Consider the following 18,293-nt stretch of genomic DNA (forward strand, 5'->3'; position numbering starts at 1 on the left):
CGCCAGGGGTTTCGAGGTGCTTGGGAAACCCCCAAAATGGGGGATTGCCGCACTGCCTCCCGGGACGATACTGGAGGTATGTGGGAGGAGCGCGCGGAGCGTGCCCGGCGGGACATCGCCGCCATGGCCACCGGCGGGATGGACCTGCCAGGCCTCTATGCCTCGGCGCTTGCCGTGGTGCAGCGGGAGGTGCCGTTCGAGCAGGGGTGCTGGGCCGCCGTCGACCCCGCCTCCATGGTGATGACCTCGATTACCAACTGGCAGCCGTGGCCCGTGGGCGGGCACCAGTTTGAGGAGTACTTCCTCCGTTTTGCCCAGTCCGAGTACACCGGCCGGGAACCCAACACCTTCGTGGAGCTGCTGCGGCGGCCGCAACCCATCGCCAGGATTTCGGATGCGCCGCACCGGGAGGTGGTGCGCAGCGTGCGGATCAATGACCTGCTCAAGCCGCTGGGCCTTGACCATGAGTTGCGTGCCGCGTTCCGGGTGGATGACCTGTGCTGGGGCGTGGGCAGCATTTTCCGCGAAGGCGGCCGCGACTTCACCGACCGGGAGGTGGAATTCCTGGGCGCGGTCACGGCCACGCTGGCTTCGGCGACCAGGGCCGCTGTCCGCGTGGCGCACCCGACGGGACCCGCCGCCGTCGGGCCTGTCATTGTCCTGGCCGGGCTGCACGGCGACCTGCGCGCCGCCACGCCCGCCGCCGCCTCCTGGCTTGCCGGGGTGGAGGACGCCGCGCCCGGCCGGTTCAGCCAGACCCTCTATTCGGTGGTGGCCCAGGCGCACGCTGCCGCATCGGGGACGGCGCGGGCCAGGATGCGCGACGCATCGAACAATTGGGTGGTGCTGCAGGCCAGCCGCCTGATCACCGGCGATGACCCCGACCAGATGGTGGTCACCGTGGAACCGGCGACCACCCACGACCTCGCGGCCCTGCTGCTGATGGCGTTCGGCGTCACCGCGCGGGAACGGGACGTCTGCCTGGAGGTACTGGCTGGAAGTTCAACGGCGGAGATCGCTGGGCACCTGTTCATCTCCCCGCACACTGTGCACGACCACTTGAAGTCCCTCTTCGAGAAGGTGGGCGTCGGCAGCCGGGGCGAGCTGGTGGCCCGGCTCACGGCCTGAAGCGCGGGGAGGTTCCCATGCATGCCTTGGCGAGATCGGTGCGCGAACACCCGCTGCCGTGGTACTTCGCCGTGACCTTCTTCCTGTCCTGGGGCGCCATCGTGTGGGCAGTGTGGGCGGTCACGGGCGGCCTCTCGCCCACGCCGGAACAGTTCCAGCTCACCATCCCCGCCACCGTGCCGGCCATGCTGCTGGGGCCCGCGGTGGCCGGCCTCGTCCTGACGGGCATCATGTCGGGACGGGCGGGATACCGGGACCTTTGGGCCCGGCTGCTCACATGGCGCGTCGACGGGCGTTGGTACCTCTTCGCCCTGCTGGTCGCACCGGTGACGCTGGCCGTCCCCGTGCTGGTGCTGTGGATGTCTTCCCTGAACTATGCGCCGCGGATTGCCACGGAACCGGACAGGACCGGGACCCTCGTCATGGGAGTGGTGCTGGGGCTGGTGGTTGGGCTTCTCGAGGAGATCGGCTGGACCGGGTTCGCCATTCCCAAGGCCAGGCAGCACTACAGCATTCTTTGGACAGGGGTCCTGGTAGGGGTGCTGTGGGGCGCCTGGCACTTCTTTGTGAACTACTGGGGCGGTGGCGGGACGAACGGCGGCGTGCCGCTGGTGATCTTCATGTCGCTGTGGGCCGCCGCCGTGCTCGTCGGCCAGTTGACGGCTTACCGGGTGCTCATGGTCTGGGTGTATGAGCATACGGGGAGCGTGCTTGTGGCGGCGCTGATGCACGCGAGCCTGACGGCATTCCAGTTCGTCCTCAACCCGTTGACACCGGGGGTTCCCCAGCAGGTCTACCCATGGGGGCAGGCCGCCACAATGTGGCTGGTGGTTGCCGCGGTGGCACTGACAAGCCGGGACGAGATGACCGGACCGCGGCGTTTCCTGCCCATTCACGTCCGGATACCGCACAGGCGGAGGTAGCCTACGTGGTCTTGCGGGCGGTGGCCGAAATATGCTGCGCGGGGTCGAACCGGTCGAAGGCCGAAGAGCCGATCACGAAGATGCCCCGCTGGGGGATCCAGAAGTCGCCCAGCCGGGTCTGGGACGTCAACGGCTGGGGAATCCCGAAGTCCTCGCCTGCGATCGTGGCGGAGCTTCGGGAGATGAACCACATGCGCCGGGGTTTGGCCCGGAAACCCTGCCGGTTGGGCACGCTGCCCGTCAGCCCCAGCCGGCCCGCGCTGAGCATTGGTCCGGCGGCTGAGCCCATGGCCTTCAGGAACGCCTTGTTGGACAGGAGCATGTTGGGCAGCGCGGTCATGACCGCGCTCATGGCACCGGTCACGGGCGTGGACTCCAGTTCCACCTTCCATGCCAGGTCCACGTCCCCGCCGATGGCCACGGTGAAGGCATTGTCCGCGGTCCAATCAACGCTGACCTGGCACTGGATGGCGCCCTCCAGGGCAGACCCGAAGTAGCGGGCGCAGGACACCTCCGGCGCTGCGTCCGCGTAGATGGTCCAGGAACCGGCAGGCCGGCGCAGCCACACGGAGGTGTAGCCGGGGCCGACGCTGGTGACGGGGAAGCGGCGCATGGCCAGGACGTAGCCGGAGCTGAAGGGCAGGCCCATGACGCCGTACCCGGAAAACTGCTCATCACCTCCCGGCCCGAGTGCGGCATTCTGTTCAGCGTCAATGACCTGCGCCCGGATGCTCTTCATGGCTTTCCGCCTCCGCCTGGATGGTGGGCCGAGTCTACGCCGGGGCTATCGGAGCTACAACGGACTGCGCGGCGGCAAAGCGCATTCATGTCGCGCGGCGTCGCCTGCCTCGGCTGGGGCAGGCTTACTTCATCGCCCCCGTGAGCATGCCTCCCACGTAGTACTTCTGGAGCAGGACGTAGATGACGATGCAGGGGATGATGGTCACCGCGACGCCTGCCTGCAGCGCCCCCCAGTCAAGGGTCCCAAAGGTTCCGCTGGAGAGCACGTTCAGGGCAACGGGGAGGGTGTACTTGGATTGGTCTGTCATCAGGATCAGCGCGGCGAAGAACTCGTTCCACGAAGCGAAGAACGTGAACAGTGCGGTGCTGATCACCCCAGGGACGGCAACCGGGAGCAGCACCCGAACCATGGCACGCAACACGCTGCACCCATCCACCAGGGCAGCTTCCTCGATGCTCGCCGGCAGAGCTGCGAAGGAATTCCTCATCAGGAAGATGCCGAAGGGCAGGTTGAACGTGGTGTAGCCAAGCATGAGTCCCAGTAGGTTGTTGGTCAGGCCGATCTGATGCAGCACCAGGTACAGCGGGGTGATGACCGCTTGGAAAGGAATCATGAAGGTGGCGAGCGTGGCGAAGAACAGCAGGTTGCTGCCCCGGAAGCGAAGCTTGGCGAAGCCGTAGCCAGCCAGCGTGCTCAGCACGATGGTAAGGAGCGTTGCGCCTACCGAGACGAGGACGCTGTTGCCCAACTGCTGGACGAAGCCGGCCCCGCCGTTCTCATTGCCGAAAAGCTTCGCGAAGTTCCCTAACGAGAAGGAAGCCGGGAAGAGCGTCGGCGGCGCGGCGGCGGCCTCGGCGGGGGACTTGATCGATTGCGAGACGACGACCCAGAACGGATAGAGGAACAGCGCCGCGAGGCTGAGGTTGATGATCCACCAGGCGGTGCGCGGCACCGGGCGGAGACTGGACTGCAGTGAAGTCATGGAGGGGTCCGTTTCCGGTGATGTGGACTAATTGTGGTCCGAGTTGCGGAGGATGAGCATCTGGATGGCGCTGACGACCGCGAGCACGATCATCAGCAGGGCCGAGAGCGCGGCGCCGTAGCCGAGCTGGAACCCTTGGAAGGAAACGCGGTAGATGTGGTAGACCGCGGTGATGGTCTGGTTCGCTGGACCGCCGTTGGTCATGATGTAGAACTGGTCGAAGGCGAGCAAGGAGCCGGCCACCGAGAAGACAAGCACCAGCGCGAGGGTGGGCCTCAGCAGCGGCAGGATGATGTAGCGGAACACCTGCGTTCGGCTCGCGCCGTCGATTTTGGCCGCTTCCTCGAGCTCCACGGGGATGGACTGAAGACCCGAGTTCAGCAGCAGCATCTGCATGCCTGCAACCTTCCAGACAACCATTGCGCACACGACGCCCAGTGCACCTGCGAAGCTGCCGAACCAGTTGTCCGTGCGCGAGGCCAGCCCGCTGCGGGTGAGCAGGTCTAGGAGGGGGCCGATGTTCGGCTGGGCCATGAAGAGCCACAGGTATCCGGCGGCGGCGAATCCGACGACGACTGGCAGGAAATAGATGGATTGGAAGACTCGTGAGGCTCGCCCGGGGCGTCGGATCAGCAGCGCCAGGGCGATGCCGATGACCAGCAGCAGGGGAGTCATGATCAGTGTGTAGAGCAGGGTGAACCCGGCCGCCCGCAGGAAGTCCTGGTCCTGGAGCGCGGAAATGTAGTTGCCCAGGCCGATGAAGCTGATCTTGCCCAGCAACGGCCAGCGGTTCAGGGACATCCATAGCATGAGGACCACGGGCAGGAAGAAGAAAACAGTCAGGAGGATCAGCGCGGGGGCGACGACCAACGCGCCGAGCCTGCTGCGCGAGGTGGAAAGGGTCCGCCGACTCCGTTGCGGGCGTGGGGGCACCGACGGGTGTCGGGGCTGGCCGGGCCGCGTTGTCAGGGTGGTGTTGTGTGCCAAAGTAGGTCTCCTTGAGGACAAGACGGGTGCTGCCGCAGGTTGAGCGGCAGCACCCCCGGAACGTCAGGGTCCGGTCTGGATGATCTGCTGGGCGGCCTGCTGCGCCTTCTGCTGCGCTGCCTGGATGTCGCCGCCGAAGACGGCCTCGTTGATCATGGTGGCCCAGGGCCCGTTGTTGTCATTGAACAGTTTGTTTTCCACGACGCTGTATGGTGTCTTGCCGGTTTCCAGCGCCTTGCTGAAGATCTCGTTGCGCGGGTCCGCCGAGGCATAGACGCTCTTCACGAGGTCAGTCCTGACTGGGACGATGGAGTTCTTCGCCAGCAAGGTCTGGGCCTCGTCGCCGGTGGCCCACTTCACGAAGTCCCAGGCAGCAGGCTTGTTCTTCGATCCGGTGGTGACTGCGATGTTGTCACCGCCTGCGAAGGAGGCCGACCCGCCGTTCTCGCCGGGGATGGGGGCAATGCCGTAGTCGACCTTCTTGTCCGTGTTCAGCGTCTGGGTGAAGAAGGCGCCGAGCACTACCATGCCCGCTTTTCCGCCCTGGAATAGGGCTGGCTGGGCCGTGCCGGAGTCGGTCTTCGCCGCCTCAGGCATCACGCCGGCGTCGTGCATCTGCTTGTAGAACGTCAACGCCTTGGTTACCTCAGGAGAGTCCAGTTTCGCGGTCTTTCCGTCATCGGAGAGCACGTCGCCGCCGCTGGCCCAGACGCTGGGGGTGAATTCGAAGATATTGCAGCCGCCGCACTGTCCGGCCATGGTGAAGCCGTAGGTGTCCGGGCCCAGGGCGCGGATCTTCTTGGCTGCGGTGAGGATCTCCTCGTAGTTTGCGGGCGGCTTGGCAGGATCAAGGCCGGCCTTCTGGAAGAGGTCCTTATTGTAGAACAGCACGGATGCTTCGGCCGTGAAGGGCAGGGCATAGGTCTTGTCCTCCCACGTGGAGAGGCGAGCGTGGGACGGACTGAGCTTGTCCTTGTACGGCAGCTTCGAGGCCTCGCCGGTGATGTCCTGCAGGACCCCGGTGGAGGCGAAGTAGGGCAAATAGACCAGGTCGATGGAGGCCACGTCCGGTCCCGACCCGCCAGCGGTTGCCGTGCCGAATTTCTGCACGAAGTTTCCGCTGGGCACGATGGTGACCTGGACCTGCGCCTTGTGCGACTTGTTGTAGGCATCCGCAAGGAGGTCCATGAACCCCTTTTGGGAATCGCGGGCCCAGAGCGTGATGGTCCCGCTCGGTTCCCCGGAGGAGGCCTGCAGCGAGTCTGAACTGGAGGAGCTGCCGCAGCCGGTGGCTGCGAGGGTGATGGATGCCGCCAGCGCCAGTGCTGCAGCGAATCTAGTACGTTTCATATGCCGTTCCTCTTCATAGATGGGTGGGAGGTAAAACTAAGCGACCGGGATCCAGACCCGCATGGCGGCCGGGCCACGGTTGGCCCAGCGGAAGTAGGGAATGGCAGTCAGCTCGATGGGCCGGTGTTCCCCCTCACCCGTTCCGGCAGTGCGGTAGAGCGCCTGCTCCGCCGGGGGACTGGCGATGCCTGCGGCCTTGAGCACGGTGCGCACCCCGGGGATGCCCTCTGCTGCCCCGATCTCCACCGGAGCCGCCGCATCGATTGCGAGGTCTTCAAGCACCACGCCGTCCGCCTGGTCATGCTGTTCGAGGCAGTAGACCACGGGCCCGCGGACCAAGGCGACCGTGCCGCGCACGGCGTCCACATGTGGATGAGCGCTAACAATTCGCACAGGCATCGGCAACGTCAGCAGGACGGTGGTGATCCCTTCCCAGTCGCGGCGCAACCGCATGTAGCCGGACGCGTCCGGCGTTGCCTCGATGTGCTCCCCCTCAATGCTTACCTTCGGGTCTTTGCACCAGGTGGGGATGCGCACGGAAAGCGTCCATTCGCCGGCAGGGGCCGTGACTTCGATGCTGGCGTTTTCGTCCCACGGATATTCCGTAGTCGTGGAGACCGTTACTTCACCGCCGAAGGGTTCGCCCGATGCGCGCACTTCGCCGTCGTGCAGCAGCTGAAGCTGCAGTCCGGACTCATCCTGCGTGGCCACGTAATGGTGCAGGGATGCCACCAGGCGTGCCAGGTTCGGCGGGCAGCAGGCGCATGCGTACCAGGACAGGCGTTCCGACGGCGCATCCTCGGTAGATCCGTCATGGCCCGTGCGCAGCTGCAGGGGGTTGGAGTAGAAGAAGCTGGTGCCCTCAACAGAAGTCGATGCGGCGATGCCGTTGTAGAGCGCACGCTCCATCTCATCGGCATATTTGCCATTGCCTGTGGCGAGCAGGAGTCGCCAGCTGAAGTGCAGGCTTGCGATGGACGCGCACGTCTCGGCATAGGCGCGGTCCGGCGGCAGCTCGTAGGCGTCGCCGAACGCCTCGTCCCGGTGGCGTGATCCGAGGGCTCCGGTCAGGTAGGCCTTTTGGGAGAAGATGTTCTCCCACAGCGCTTCGGCGGCCTCCAGCAGGGACGGGTCGCCGTTTTCGAGGTAGGCATCGGCTACTCCGGTGGAGAGGTAGACCTGTCGCACCGCATGCCCTGTAGCCTCGTGGGCGGCCTTGCGGATAGGAAGGTGGTCCTGGAAGTACTGGCGGCCGAATCTGTCATCGGGAAGGATGCCGTGGCCGCGCAGGTCCAACTGCCGCACGGCAGTGTCGAGGTAGCGCTTGTCTCCGGTCAGGCGGTAGAGCTCCACCAATGCGGTTTCCACTTCAGGGTGGCCGTCAATCTTTTCGACGCCGCCGGGGCCGAAGGTCTCCACGATGCAGTCAGCCACCCTGCGGGCGACCTCCACGACCGTTCCGTTTCCGGTCGTGCGGGCCACTGCCACGGCCGCCTGCAGCAGGTGGCCGGCGGTGTACAGCTCGTGGCTCCACTGCAGCTTGTCCCAGCGCTTCCCGGGCTCAACACCCTGGACCCAGCTGTTCAGGTAGCCGTCCGGTTCCTGCACCTTTGCCAGCAGTTCGCCCATGGATGCCAGGTACTCTTCCCAACGCGGGTCGGCGTGGCGGCCAGCCTCCCATCCCACAGCTTCCAGCGTCTTGTATAGGTCGGTGTCCTGGAACCAGAAACCCCGGAACTCGGCATCGCTTTCCCCGATGAGCCGCCGGAAGTTCTCGAGGGCACCGCTGGATTCCACATTCGCGATGCAGTGGGGAATGGTGGAGGTCCGGTTGAGCTCCTGCCAGCTGCCCAGGTGTCCCTCGGGGCGTAACCGTACGGAATCGAAGGACAGCGGGCGCAAAGCGTAATGTCCGTGCGCCGTGGCCCCGACGGGCCCCGCTGTGGTTCCGCTGTCGGCGCCCGGTCGAGCGGACGCTGCCGGGATGTCGTGAACAGATGTCATCAATGACCTCTTCCATAGTGTGATTCGAAGGGTGAAGCGACAGAATCCGGAAAGCCGGAACAGGAAAATTAGGAAAACGTCTTCCGAGCGTCGACTCTAAGTGACCTGCGTCTCATCTGTCAACGGTTTCTGCTACGCTTCAAAGGGACTGGCGGTCGTGAACCGGGCATTGAGAGCCCGCGGACCGGCGGTAGGAAAGGGAGGCATGTCGGAAAATAATTTCCGTAGTTCCGGCATAGCGGCAGTGGCCGCACGGGCGGGAGTTTCGACCGGAACGGTGTCAAAGGCGCTGAACGGTACGGGCCAGCTACGTGAGTCGACCCGGCTGCGGGTCCGCGCTGCCGCGGAGGAGGTTGGCTGGCTTCCCAACGGCGCGGCGCGGAGCATCCGCAGTGGCAGGACCTACACCGTGGGGGTGATCACCACCGACAGTTACGGACGCTTCAGCATTCCTATTCTGCGGGGCGTCGAGGATGCCCTCGGGCTGGGGGAGATGCTCTGCTTCCTTTGCGACAGCCGGGACGACCCCATCCGGGAGCAGCACTACGTGCGAACACTGCTGGCACGGCAGGTGGATGGAATCATCGCAGTCGGGCGCAAAGCCGATCCGCGGACGCCGCTCGGGGAGAACCTTCCCGTGCCGGTCATCTACGCCTTCGCGCCGTCGACCGGTCCGCGGGACTGCTCCGTCACCGGGGACGAGCGCGGCGGCGCACGGCGTGCCGTCGACCACCTGGTGAAGACCGGGAGGCGTCGGATCGCGCACATCACCGGCCTGGAAAACCATGCGTCCGCGGCACTGCGTGCGGACGGCTTCCTTTCCGCTATGGCCGCTCAGGGGCTGGAGCCGGTAGGGGATGTCTGGTATGGAAGCTGGACCGAGGAATGGGGCCACAACGGGGTCCGCGCGCTGCTGGCGAACTACCCGGACGTGGACGCCATCTTCTGCGGCAGCGACCAGATTGCCCGGGGCGCCGCGTACGAACTTGAGCGGCACGGCCGGTCGATCCCGGGGGACGTGGCCCTGATAGGCGTAGACAACTGGTCCCCGTTCACCGACGGGTACCGGCCGCATCTTTCCAGCGTGGACCTGAACCTTTCCACCATCGGCCGGCGCGCGGGTGAGGCGCTGCTGTCAGCCCTGGACGGATTACCCCGGCCGGGAATTCATATCGTTGACTGCGACCTCATCGTGCGGGAGTCCTCCGGTCCACGGGGGTAGCGTCACCTTCGCGGTTCCGGGGGCCGCCGGTGCCGGTGGTGGAGCTCGTAGTGGTCGAATACGTCCGAGGAGGTGCTTCCCACGTGGCCGAACTTCCCGCGCAGGACTTCGGCGAGGTCATCCAGCGCCGCGTAGAGCATCCGCCCGGCGAACCGAAGCTCAGGGTTGTCGCTGCCCTGGGCGTCCGAGGCCAGCTGGTGGGCGTACGCGATGGTGGCGGGAAGCGAGCCCCTCTGCTCCACTTCATGGAAGTAATAGGTCTCGTGGAAGGAAAGAAGATCAATGCTCACCGATGCCACGTTTTCCGCCATCGACTCCAGCAGCCGGGCCGCATGCCGCGCCTCCAGCGACGCGATCCCGGATGGTCCTGCCGCTTCCCGGAACAGATTCAACTGGTGGGCAAGCGCGCGCCGGCGGCTCAGCGCCGGGTACGTCTGCAGGATCCATGAGACCGTGGCGGTCAGCAGGCCAAAACCGGCCACGGCCTGGAACGCCATCACCAGCCGCAGCAGCGGGTGGGTGGGCACGATCTCGCCAAATCCCGCGGTGGAGAGGGCCACAAGCGAAATGTACAGCGCCTCAGCAAAGTCAGCCTGCCGGGGCACGTCCGCCGAGTAGGAGAACCCGTTCGACAAATGGGGGAGGTACAGTAGAGCCCAGCCCACGGCAGCCAGGGCGGCCCACGCGGCGATGACTGCCGCCATGGCCAGCGGGGCGGCCACCGAGGAGGCCCCGCCCCTGAGCTTCCTGGACAGCAGCCAGAACCCGCGCATGATGGTCCGGCCCACCGGACCCGAGCCGTGGGGGTACAGCAGGGTATGGAAGACGTCGGAGACCATCAGCAGAATCAGCACGGCGCCAACCGCCGTCAGGAGCGCGTCCTCAAAGGTCATGCCTCATCTTAAGTGCCCGCGAGTTAAGTGCCCGCGAGCGCGGGCTAAGTGCGCGGTGCCGCCGGCCGGTGGGTGGGGCATGGCGGAGGGTACGACGGCGGCGCGCGGCCTGGGAGCGGACTGGCTAGGCTGGCGCCATGGACTATCAGCTTCGCCAGGCCACCCCGGAGGACGCGGAGGCGGTGGTGCTCATGCAGACGCAGGCGCACGAGGAGTGCTACCCGCACCTGCTCTCAACGGAATTCTTCCGCCGCCGGAGGGCCAGCATCCCGGAACGGGTGGAGCGTCGGTGGCCATTCCTGGCCACCGACCAGCCGCGGATCCTCGCCCTGGACGCCAACAACCAGGTGGTGGGCTACGCGGACCCGGGGCCGGGATGACGACGCTCCTGAAGCGCTCGAACTCTACTCGATCTATACCCTCCGGCGGACCTACGGGACGGGCGTCGGGGCAGCGCTGGTGAGTGCCGCCGTCGGCTCCGGCCCCGCCTACCTCTGGGTGGTGGAGAACAATCCCCGTGCCCTGGCCTTTTACCTGAAGCAGGGGTTCCGGCCCGACGGCAAGCGCAACACCCTTCCGCCCGAGTGGGAGGCCCTGCCGGAATTCCGGCTGGTCCGGCGCGGCCAGCACTAGCGTTGGCTCCGGTTCCGTGTGTCTTACAGTGCGCGGGCCAGGGCCCGGCCCACCGTCAGGCCGGTGAAGAGGCAGCCGCCCAGGAAGGTGCCCTCCAACGCGTTGTAGCCGTGGGCGCCGCCGCCGCCGAATCCGGCAGCTTCACCGGCGGCGTACAGGCCGGGAATGGGAACGCCGTCATGACTGAGGGCCTGTCCGTCGAGGTTCGTCTGGATTCCGCCCAGTGTTTTGCGCATGACCACATGCAGCCGGACGGCAATGAGCGGACCGGCGGCGGGGTCCAGGATCCGGTGCGGTTTGACCGTGCGGAAGAGCCTGTCGCCCAGGTAACGGCGGCTGTTGCGGATGCCGGCGACCTGGATGTCCTTGGAGTAGGGGTTCCGGATCTCGGCGTCGCGCTCCTCGATCTGCCGCCGGACCAGTGCATGGTCCAGCAGCGGCTCGTCGGTCAGCCCGTTCATCCCGCGGACCAGGTCCGCCAGGTTGTCCGCCACCACGAAGTCCGCCCCGTGCTCCTTGAACGCTTCGATGGGGGCGCCGGCGCCCCGGCCCAGCCGGCTCCGGAGCAGCAGCCTGAGGTCGCGGTTGGTGATGTCCGGGTTTTGCTCCGAGCCGGACAGGGCGAATTCCTTTTCGATGATGCGCTGGTTGAGGATGAACCAGGAATGGCTGTACTGCTGAAGCTCGGGGGTGGTCCGGAGGAGGCGGAGGGTGCCCAGGGTGTCGTAGCCCGGCAGGCCGGGGGAGGGGAGCCGCCGGCCCAGCGCGTCGAACCAGAGCGACGACGGGCCAGGCAGGATCCGGATGGCATGGTCCGGCCAGACCGGGTTCCAGTTCTGGATGCCCTCGGTGTAGTGCCACATGCGGTCGCGGTTCACCAGGCGGACGCCCGACTCATCAGCGATGTCCAGCATCCGCCCGTCCACGTGCCGCGGCACCCCGGTGACCATCTTCCGCGGCGGCGTCCCCAGCCGGTCAGGCCACCAGCGCCGCACCTGCTCATGGCTGCCGCCGATCCCGCCGGACGCCACCACCACGGCCTGCGCCCGCAGCTCGAAGCCGCCCACAACATCCCGGTTGGAGGACAACCCGCGCGGGGAGCCATCAGGAGCCAGCACCGCCCCCCGCACTCCGGTGACCGTGCCGCCGTCGTACGTCAAAGCGTCCACCCGGTGCCGGAAGAAAAACTGGAGGCTGCCCGCCCGGGAAGCCTCCCGGGCCTTGTTTGCGAATGGTTCCGAAACCCCGGTGCCGGTGCCCCACGGGACGTGGAAGCGGGGGACCGAGTTGCCGTGGCCGCCGGCCCGGCCGTCGCCCCGCTCTGCCCAGCCCACCAGCGGCGTGAAGCGGATGCCCTGTTCCCGCAGCCACCCACGCTTCTCGCCTGCGGCAAACTCCACATAGGCGCGGCCCCACTGCTGCGCCCACTCGTCCTCGGGGTGCGCCCCGGACAGCCGGTCCCACTGTGCGGACCCCTGCCAGTCCTGCCACGCCAGATCGAAGGAATCCTTCACGCCCAGGCGCCGCTGCATGGGGGTGTCCACCAGGAAGAGCCCGCCCAGGGACCAGAAGGCCTGCCCGCCCAGGTTCGCTGCGTTTTCCTGGTCCACAATGGCCACGCGCTTCCCGGCACGGACCAGTTCATTGCCGGCCACCAGCCCGGCCAGCCCGCCGCCGATGATGATGACGTCCGCGTCCATGCCGATACCTGCCCATGGTTCGAAAGCTGCTGTGGATACTGGCCCAAGGTATCGCACGGCTGGACTTGCCTGTGGCCGCCGGGCCGCCGCCTGTTTGTCGCGCTGGGGTGACGGCCGTGTGTCAGACTGGCCCAGCTTTCGGCGACAAACCGCGGCGGGGCCCCCGGATTCTGGGGTTCTGGCCGTGAAAACTGGGCCAGTCTGTGCGCCTGGCGTCACGCCGGGCATGCTTTCATGACAGTGCACGACGGCGGGCCCCGGGTTTCCGGGGTTTCCTCCCGGCTGCCGGGTCTAAAGTCTGCCCTGCGTGACGCGGGTGGGTCCGGGAGGACGGCATCCGCGTCCATGCCGAGCCGTCCGGGCGGGTGGTTTCCTAAGCTGCGCCCCGGGCGGCGAGAACCAGCTTCTCGAACGAGTCCCTCCACCCGTCCCGGTGCAGGGCCAGCCGCTCCTCCGTCAGGAACGGTCCCTGTGAGAGCGCCACCCGTGTGCCGGTTCCGGTGCTGGCGAGGGAGAGGTCCACGACGGTTTCCCGGTCGTCCGGCGCCGGTTCCTCCCATGCGAAGGTGTAGACCAGCCGCCAGGGTGGATCGATCTCCAGGAACTCCCCGGAAAGGTGGAAGGGCTCGCCCTCCGGCGGGGCCATGCGGAACCGGTAGCGGCCGCCCACCACCAGGTTGACGTCCACTTGGGGGATGCTGAATCCGTGCGGGCCCCACCAATTGGCAAGCCGGGCCGGGTCCGTCAGCAGCCGGAACGTTGCGTCCGGCGGAGATGCCACGGTGCACTCCAGGTTCAGGACCAGGGCGGCTGGTTGCTCACTCATCGTCCCACTCTGCCACCCGCCCCGGCCGGCGGAAAGCAGGGCCGGGAATGGCCGTGGGAGTTACGGGTCAACGAAAGCTGGACCCTTGTGGCGGCGCTATTCGGCTGGCCTCCGGGCGGTCCCACGTCACGCCGAGCATGCTTTCACGGCAACGGACGACGCCGGCCCCCGGCTTTCCGGGGTTTCCTCCCCGCGGGAGGGTCCAAAGTCTGCCCTGCGTGACGCCGGTGCATGTGCAAAGCGGGTTTAGGCCGCGGCAGCCCCCGCCAGCCGGCCGCGCAGTACGGTGGCTGTCGCCCAGGTGACCACGCTGCAGGCCGCGGCTCCCCAGAGTATGTCCGTCACGGCCACCAGGGCGGTGAAATCCTTCAGCACGGCGAACCCGGTCAGTGCCCAGGTGGCGTAGGTGAAGAATCCGAACAGGGCGGCGCCCGTGACCCGCTGCCGCAGCGTGAGGCGAGGGCTGTTGGGCCGGACGCCGTAGTGCACCATCCCCGCCACGAAGATGACATAGAAGAGGACCGCGCCGGGCAGGTTGGCCTTGGCTGCGAGGAGGTGGCCGATCTGGCCCTGGTACAGCGGGTTGGCCACCAGCAGGATCCACGCCACGTCCAGCACCGCGAAAATCAGGGCGCTGACAACGTAGGTGGTCAGCCAGTTCTTGGTGCGGGCGCTCATGCATGGCTCCTTGCGTCGGTATCGGTTCCAGAAGCTGTTCGCTGCCGTTGTACCGGGCGGATTGCTTGACCCATACAAACTCATCCCCGCTCCGAAGACTAAGCGGACCACGCCATGCGTAGTTGAATGTGAATGTGCCCCCGGGGGGCGATGGGACCGGCCGTGCAGCAGAGCGCGGCAGGCCAGGGAAAGGAACCTGTCCGTGAACGAAAAGAGCCGCAAGGCCCTCATCAGTACCGCCATTGCCGTGGTGGTGGCAGTACTCATTGCGCTGGCCGGCAGCCAGGGCGGGGCACGGATTGGCGGGTTCCCGGTGTTCGCGATGGGGGTTGCCGTCGCGTTCGTGATTCAGTGGGTGGTGTTCATCCCGTCCTACAAGGGGCAGACGGAAAAGTTCTACGACCTCACCGGCGCCCTGACCTACATCTCCATCACGGTGTTCCTGGTGCTCGCCAGCCCGGGCGTGGATGCGCGCGGCATGCTGCTGGCAGCCATGGTGGTGCTGTGGGCCGCGCGGCTGGGCAGCTTCCTGTTCCTGCGGATCAGCAAGCACGGCAAGGACGACCGCTTCGATGAACTCAAGCCGGACTTTTTCCGCTTCCTGAACACGTGGACCATCCAGGGCCTGTGGGTGGTCCTCACGGCGGCGTTGGCATGGGTGGCCATCACGTCTGACAAGAAGGTGGGCCTGGACGGATTCTTCTGGGTGGGCCTGCTGGTGTGGGCCGCGGGCATCACCATCGAGACCCTTGCGGACCTGCAGAAGAATCGCTTCAAGGACAACCCCGCCAACAAGGGCCGTTTCATCAGCACCGGCCTCTGGTCCAGGTCCCGCCACCCCAACTACTTCGGCGAAATCACCCTCTGGGTGGGCATGGCCATCATCGCCCTGCCCGTCCTGCAGGGCTGGCAGTGGGCCGCCCTGGTCTCCCCGGTGTTCGTGGCCCTGCTCCTGATCAAGGGCAGCGGCGTGCCGCCCCTGGAGAAGAAGGCGGACAAGAAATGGGGCGGCCAGGCGGACTACGAAGAGTACAAGAGGAACACGCCCGTGCTGGTGCCGAGGCTCAAATAGGACCTTCCCGGCAGGACGGACGACGGCGGCCCCCGGGCTGGGTGCCGCCGCCCGCCGATGATTTACCGCCGTTCGGCGCATGGATAGTATGCATACTGATGATCTTGCCGGAAGATTGCCGCAGGCAACGGGAGGACCGTCGCCTCCGGATCGATCAGACATCGACGTCGTCGAACATGCAAGGAAGCAACTATGGGCTGGCTTGACCGTAACCACAGCATCGCCCCACCGGGATTCAACCGCTGGCTCGTTCCACCGGCCGCGCTGGCGGTCCATCTCTGTATTGGCCAGGCCTACGCCACGAGCGTGTACAAAACGGCGCTGGTCAAGCATTTCGGTGCCAGCCTGACCGAAATCGGAGTTATCTTCTCCATCGCCATCGTGATGCTGGGCCTCTCCGCCGCGGTCATGGGTACATGGGTGGACCGGAACGGGCCACGCAAGGCCATGTTCACCTCCGCCATGTTCTGGGCCGGCGGCTTCCTGGTCGGCTCGCTGGGCATCTTCACGCACCAGCTCTGGCTCGTGTACCTGGGCTACGGCATTATCGGCGGCATCGGCCTGGGCATCGGCTATATCTCGCCGGTGTCCACCCTGATCAAGTGGTTCCCGGACCGGCCGGGCCTGGCCACCGGCATGGCCATCATGGGCTTCGGCGGCGGCGCGCTGATCGCCAGTCCCGTTTCCACCGCCCTGCTCAAACTGTACGATCCCAACTCCGGCGCCAAGGGCTGGGTGGCAAGCGGCGATGCTGTGGGAAAGCTCTTCCTGACCCTCGCCGTCGTCTACCTCGCGTACATGCTCTTCGGGGCCTTCACCATCAGGGTCCCCGCCGAGGGGTGGCGCCCGGCGGGATTCGACCCCGCCAAGGTCAAAGCCGCCAAGCTCGTCACCACGGAGAACGTCTCGGCCAAGAACGCCATAAAGACCCGGCAGTTCTGGCTGCTGTGGGTTGCGCTGTTCTGCAATGTCACCGCCGGCATTGGCATCCTTGAACAGGCTGCCCCCATGATCCAGGACTTCTTCCGGCAGCCCGACGGCGGATCGCTGGTGAGTGCCGGCGTCGCCGCCGGCTTCGTGGGACTGCTGTCGATCGGCAACATGACGGGGCGGTTCGCCTGGTCCGCCACGTCCGACGTCACGGGCCGCAAGCGCATCTACATGGTCTACCTCGGCGTCGGCGCCGTCCTCTACACGGTGCTGGCCCTGGCCGGGTCCACCGCGACGGCCCTCTACGTGCTGCTGGCGTTCGTCATCATTTCCTTCTATGGCGGCGGCTTTTCCACGGTTCCGGCGTACCTGCGGGACCTCTTCGGAACGTACCAGGTGGGCGCCATCCACGGCCGCCTGCTGACCGCGTGGTCCGCCGCCGGGGTGGCCGGCCCGCTGATCGTCAACGCCATCCTGGACGCACAGGGAAAGCCCGGCCAGCTGAACGCGGCGTCCTACCAGCCGGCGCTGCTGACCATGGTGGGGCTGCTGGTGGTGGGCTTCCTGGCCAACCTGCTGATCAAGCCCGTCGACGCGCGATTCCACGAACCCCGCTCCCAGCGGCACGAACCTTCCTTGGAGAAATGACATGAGCAACGCACGCACCCCCGAAGCGCAGACGCCCGTCAAAAAGTCCACGGGCAGGCTGACCTTGGCGTGGGTCCTGGTGGGTATCCCGCTGGCCTTCGGCATCTTCCAGACCCTGACCCAGGTGGCGGCCCTGTTCGGCTAGGTCCCGACGGCTAGCGCATCATGCCTGGCGCGCTTTCAAGAAGTGGGCGACGGCGGCGCCCGGGCTGGGTGCCGCCGTTGCGGTTTTGCAGAAATGGCTGCTTGAGTAAGTACCCCCTAACCGGCGAAGCAAGTACCTGTTACTCGTGACTGCCGCTTGGCCGAAACCTAGGCTCGAAAGACAGTGCGGCTAAGCAAAGGCCGATTGCGCTGCAGCAGGTGCTGCTGGGACATGGGGTTTTACTCCGGGGAGCAAAAGTGTCAGAGCCAAAGTTTTTCGCCAAGGATTCGTCCGGCAGGAGAGGCAGGCCTCCCTGGCCCCGCCGGTCCAGGGACATGCGGCCCGGTGCGCTGCTGACGGCACTCGTGCTCGCGGCTGAGGGCGGCATGGTGATGTTGCCGGTTGCTGCCACCGCGGCCGGTCCTGATCTACCTGCGGCCACCAACTGCACCCCGCAACTCCTTCCCGGACTCGGCGGCCGTGGCAGCAACGCGGTCGCCTCAAGCAGCAACGGCCTGGTAGTCGGCCTCGCCGACACCGCGGCAGGCGAGTCGGCACCGGTGCTCTGGCGGAATGGTCAACCCACGCAGCTTGCTATCCCACTCCAGGCCGCGGCCCCGGCGTCGGTGAACGCGGCAGGAGTCGTCGTCGGCACAGGGTACGACGCCGCAAACGAAATGCTCGTGGGCTGGTGGTGGCAGGACGGGCAGTACCATCCTCTCCCGGTCAAGCCCGGAGACATAGCGATACCCTCGGCGGTGTCTGACAACGGCGTCGTTGCCGGGGCGCTGGTCGCCGACGAGGAGCATTCAGACGGGCCGGGCGCCGACGAAGATGAGCACCCCGCCGTCTGGCCCTCCGTGACCACGGCACCCCGCGAGCTCACCCTGCCCCCCGGAACACGGGGCGGACATGCCTTCGCGGTCGGCCCGGACGGAACGGCCGGCGGGGTGGCTATTGGCGATGACGCCACTCCGGTCCTCTGGGGGCCGGACGGCTCTCCGAAGGCACTGCCCACCCTTAGCGGTAAAGGCGGTGTAGTACTCGGGATCGATTCAACCGGGCAGGCAGTGGGCCAGAGTGGCGTGGCCGACGGAACGCATGCCGTGGCCTGGGCTGCGGCCGGTGCCGTCACCGACGTCGGGGCAGCCGCTGCCGGCGCCACCTCCAGTGCCGCATCAGGAATTGCGGGCGTGACCGTGGGTGCAGGCAGCTCGCCCTCCTTCCGCGCATCGCGGCCGCAAGCGGTGATCTGGATCGGCAAGAGCGCACGGATCCTGCCGCCGGGAACTGATGCCCAGTTCACCGGCGTGTCCGGGTCCGCGAGCTCGGTCTCCGGGCAGGGTGCAAACGCCGTTGTCATTGGCTTCTCCGCAGCAGACAACGGGCTGCGCCGCGCAACCGAATGGAGCTGCAAGTGAAAGGCCAAG

18 protein-coding genes are annotated in these 18,293 nt (G+C 66.6%); 9 read left to right on the forward strand and 9 right to left on the reverse strand.

Going from position 1 to position 18,293, the window contains the following annotated elements:
- Nucleotides 1-78 precede the first annotated feature (78 nt).
- Nucleotides 79-1,128, forward strand: a complete 1,050-nt coding sequence (locus FBY33_RS10030) for a response regulator transcription factor (RefSeq protein WP_142030439.1) — start codon at nt 79-81, stop codon at nt 1,126-1,128.
- A 17-nt stretch (nt 1,129-1,145) separates the two neighbouring features.
- A complete protein-coding gene (locus tag FBY33_RS10035) occupies nt 1,146-2,051 on the forward strand; it encodes a CPBP family intramembrane glutamic endopeptidase (protein ID WP_142030440.1) in 906 nt (301 codons plus the stop codon).
- A 1-nt stretch (nt 2,052) separates the two neighbouring features.
- Here the strand turns inward: FBY33_RS10035 and FBY33_RS10040 are convergent, their stop codons facing one another.
- The 5 genes from FBY33_RS10040 to FBY33_RS10060 all read right to left on the reverse strand — a co-directional run bounded on the left by FBY33_RS10040 (nt 2,053) and on the right by FBY33_RS10060 (nt 8,116).
- A complete protein-coding gene (locus FBY33_RS10040) occupies nt 2,053-2,790 on the reverse strand; it encodes a hypothetical protein (RefSeq protein WP_142030441.1) in 738 nt (245 codons plus the stop codon).
- 124 nt (nt 2,791-2,914) lie between these two features.
- Nucleotides 2,915-3,775 carry a carbohydrate ABC transporter permease gene (locus tag FBY33_RS10045; protein WP_142030442.1) on the reverse strand — a complete coding sequence of 287 codons (861 nt, stop codon included), beginning with the start codon at nt 3,773-3,775 and terminating at the stop codon, nt 2,915-2,917.
- 27 nt (nt 3,776-3,802) lie between these two features.
- Nucleotides 3,803-4,762, reverse strand: a complete 960-nt coding sequence (locus tag FBY33_RS10050) for a carbohydrate ABC transporter permease (RefSeq protein WP_235010512.1) — start codon at nt 4,760-4,762, stop codon at nt 3,803-3,805.
- A gap of 63 nt (nt 4,763-4,825) precedes the next feature.
- Nucleotides 4,826-6,112, reverse strand: a complete 1,287-nt coding sequence (locus FBY33_RS10055) for an ABC transporter substrate-binding protein (protein ID WP_142030443.1) — start codon at nt 6,110-6,112, stop codon at nt 4,826-4,828.
- Nucleotides 6,113-6,148: 36 nt separating this feature from the next.
- Entirely contained in the window at nt 6,149-8,116 is a 1,968-nt protein-coding gene (locus FBY33_RS10060) for a glycoside hydrolase family 127 protein (RefSeq protein ID WP_235010513.1), read from the reverse strand.
- Nucleotides 8,117-8,321: 205 nt separating this feature from the next.
- Here FBY33_RS10060 and FBY33_RS10065 point away from each other — a divergent pair, with 205 nt between their 5' ends.
- Nucleotides 8,322-9,338: a LacI family DNA-binding transcriptional regulator gene (locus tag FBY33_RS10065; protein ID WP_235010514.1), complete on the forward strand. Its 1,017-nt coding sequence runs from the start codon at nt 8,322-8,324 to the stop codon at nt 9,336-9,338.
- Between the two features lie 2 nt (nt 9,339-9,340).
- On the opposite strand, the gene FBY33_RS10070 is transcribed toward FBY33_RS10065, so the two are convergent.
- Nucleotides 9,341-10,231, reverse strand: coding sequence for a potassium channel family protein (locus FBY33_RS10070; protein ID WP_142030444.1), 891 nt, complete (start codon nt 10,229-10,231; stop codon nt 9,341-9,343).
- Nucleotides 10,232-10,368: 137 nt separating this feature from the next.
- On the opposite strand from FBY33_RS10070, the gene FBY33_RS20655 reads away from it, so the two are divergent.
- Nucleotides 10,369-10,611 (forward strand): hypothetical protein, encoded by a 243-nt coding sequence (locus FBY33_RS20655; RefSeq protein WP_235010515.1) that lies wholly within the window; start codon nt 10,369-10,371, stop codon nt 10,609-10,611.
- A gap of 31 nt (nt 10,612-10,642) precedes the next feature.
- Entirely contained in the window at nt 10,643-10,864 is a 222-nt protein-coding gene (locus FBY33_RS20660) for a GNAT family N-acetyltransferase (RefSeq protein WP_327436764.1), read from the forward strand.
- A gap of 23 nt (nt 10,865-10,887) precedes the next feature.
- On the opposite strand, the gene FBY33_RS10080 is transcribed toward FBY33_RS20660, so the two are convergent.
- From FBY33_RS10080 to FBY33_RS10090, 3 genes are all read right to left on the reverse strand, one after another.
- Nucleotides 10,888-12,564 (reverse strand): FAD-binding dehydrogenase, encoded by a 1,677-nt coding sequence (locus tag FBY33_RS10080; RefSeq protein WP_142030445.1) that lies wholly within the window; start codon nt 12,562-12,564, stop codon nt 10,888-10,890.
- Between the two features lie 373 nt (nt 12,565-12,937).
- Nucleotides 12,938-13,390 (reverse strand): SRPBCC family protein, encoded by a 453-nt coding sequence (locus tag FBY33_RS10085; protein ID WP_142030446.1) that lies wholly within the window; start codon nt 13,388-13,390, stop codon nt 12,938-12,940.
- 246 nt (nt 13,391-13,636) lie between these two features.
- Nucleotides 13,637-14,068, reverse strand: a complete 432-nt coding sequence (locus FBY33_RS10090; RefSeq protein ID WP_142030447.1) for a DUF2177 family protein — start codon at nt 14,066-14,068, stop codon at nt 13,637-13,639.
- Nucleotides 14,069-14,270: 202 nt separating this feature from the next.
- Between FBY33_RS10090 and FBY33_RS10095 the strand changes: the two genes are divergently transcribed.
- The 4 genes from FBY33_RS10095 (at nt 14,271) to FBY33_RS10105 (ending at nt 18,284) form a co-directional block, all read left to right on the forward strand.
- A complete protein-coding gene (locus FBY33_RS10095) occupies nt 14,271-15,140 on the forward strand; it encodes a DUF1295 domain-containing protein (RefSeq protein WP_142030448.1) in 870 nt (289 codons plus the stop codon).
- A 192-nt stretch (nt 15,141-15,332) separates the two neighbouring features.
- Complete coding sequence (locus FBY33_RS10100) at nt 15,333-16,718, forward strand: OFA family MFS transporter (protein WP_142030449.1); 1,386 nt, start codon at nt 15,333-15,335, stop codon at nt 16,716-16,718.
- Between the two features lies 1 nt (nt 16,719).
- Nucleotides 16,720-16,863 carry an MFS transporter small subunit gene (locus FBY33_RS20505; RefSeq protein WP_200831355.1) on the forward strand — a complete coding sequence of 48 codons (144 nt, stop codon included), beginning with the start codon at nt 16,720-16,722 and terminating at the stop codon, nt 16,861-16,863.
- 257 nt (nt 16,864-17,120) lie between these two features.
- Nucleotides 17,121-18,284 carry a hypothetical protein gene (locus FBY33_RS10105; RefSeq protein WP_142030450.1) on the forward strand — a complete coding sequence of 388 codons (1,164 nt, stop codon included), beginning with the start codon at nt 17,121-17,123 and terminating at the stop codon, nt 18,282-18,284.
- Nucleotides 18,285-18,293 lie beyond the last annotated feature (9 nt).

The sequence above is a fragment of the Arthrobacter sp. SLBN-112 genome (assembly GCF_006715225.1).
Taxonomy (GTDB): Bacteria; Actinomycetota; Actinomycetes; order Actinomycetales; family Micrococcaceae; genus Arthrobacter.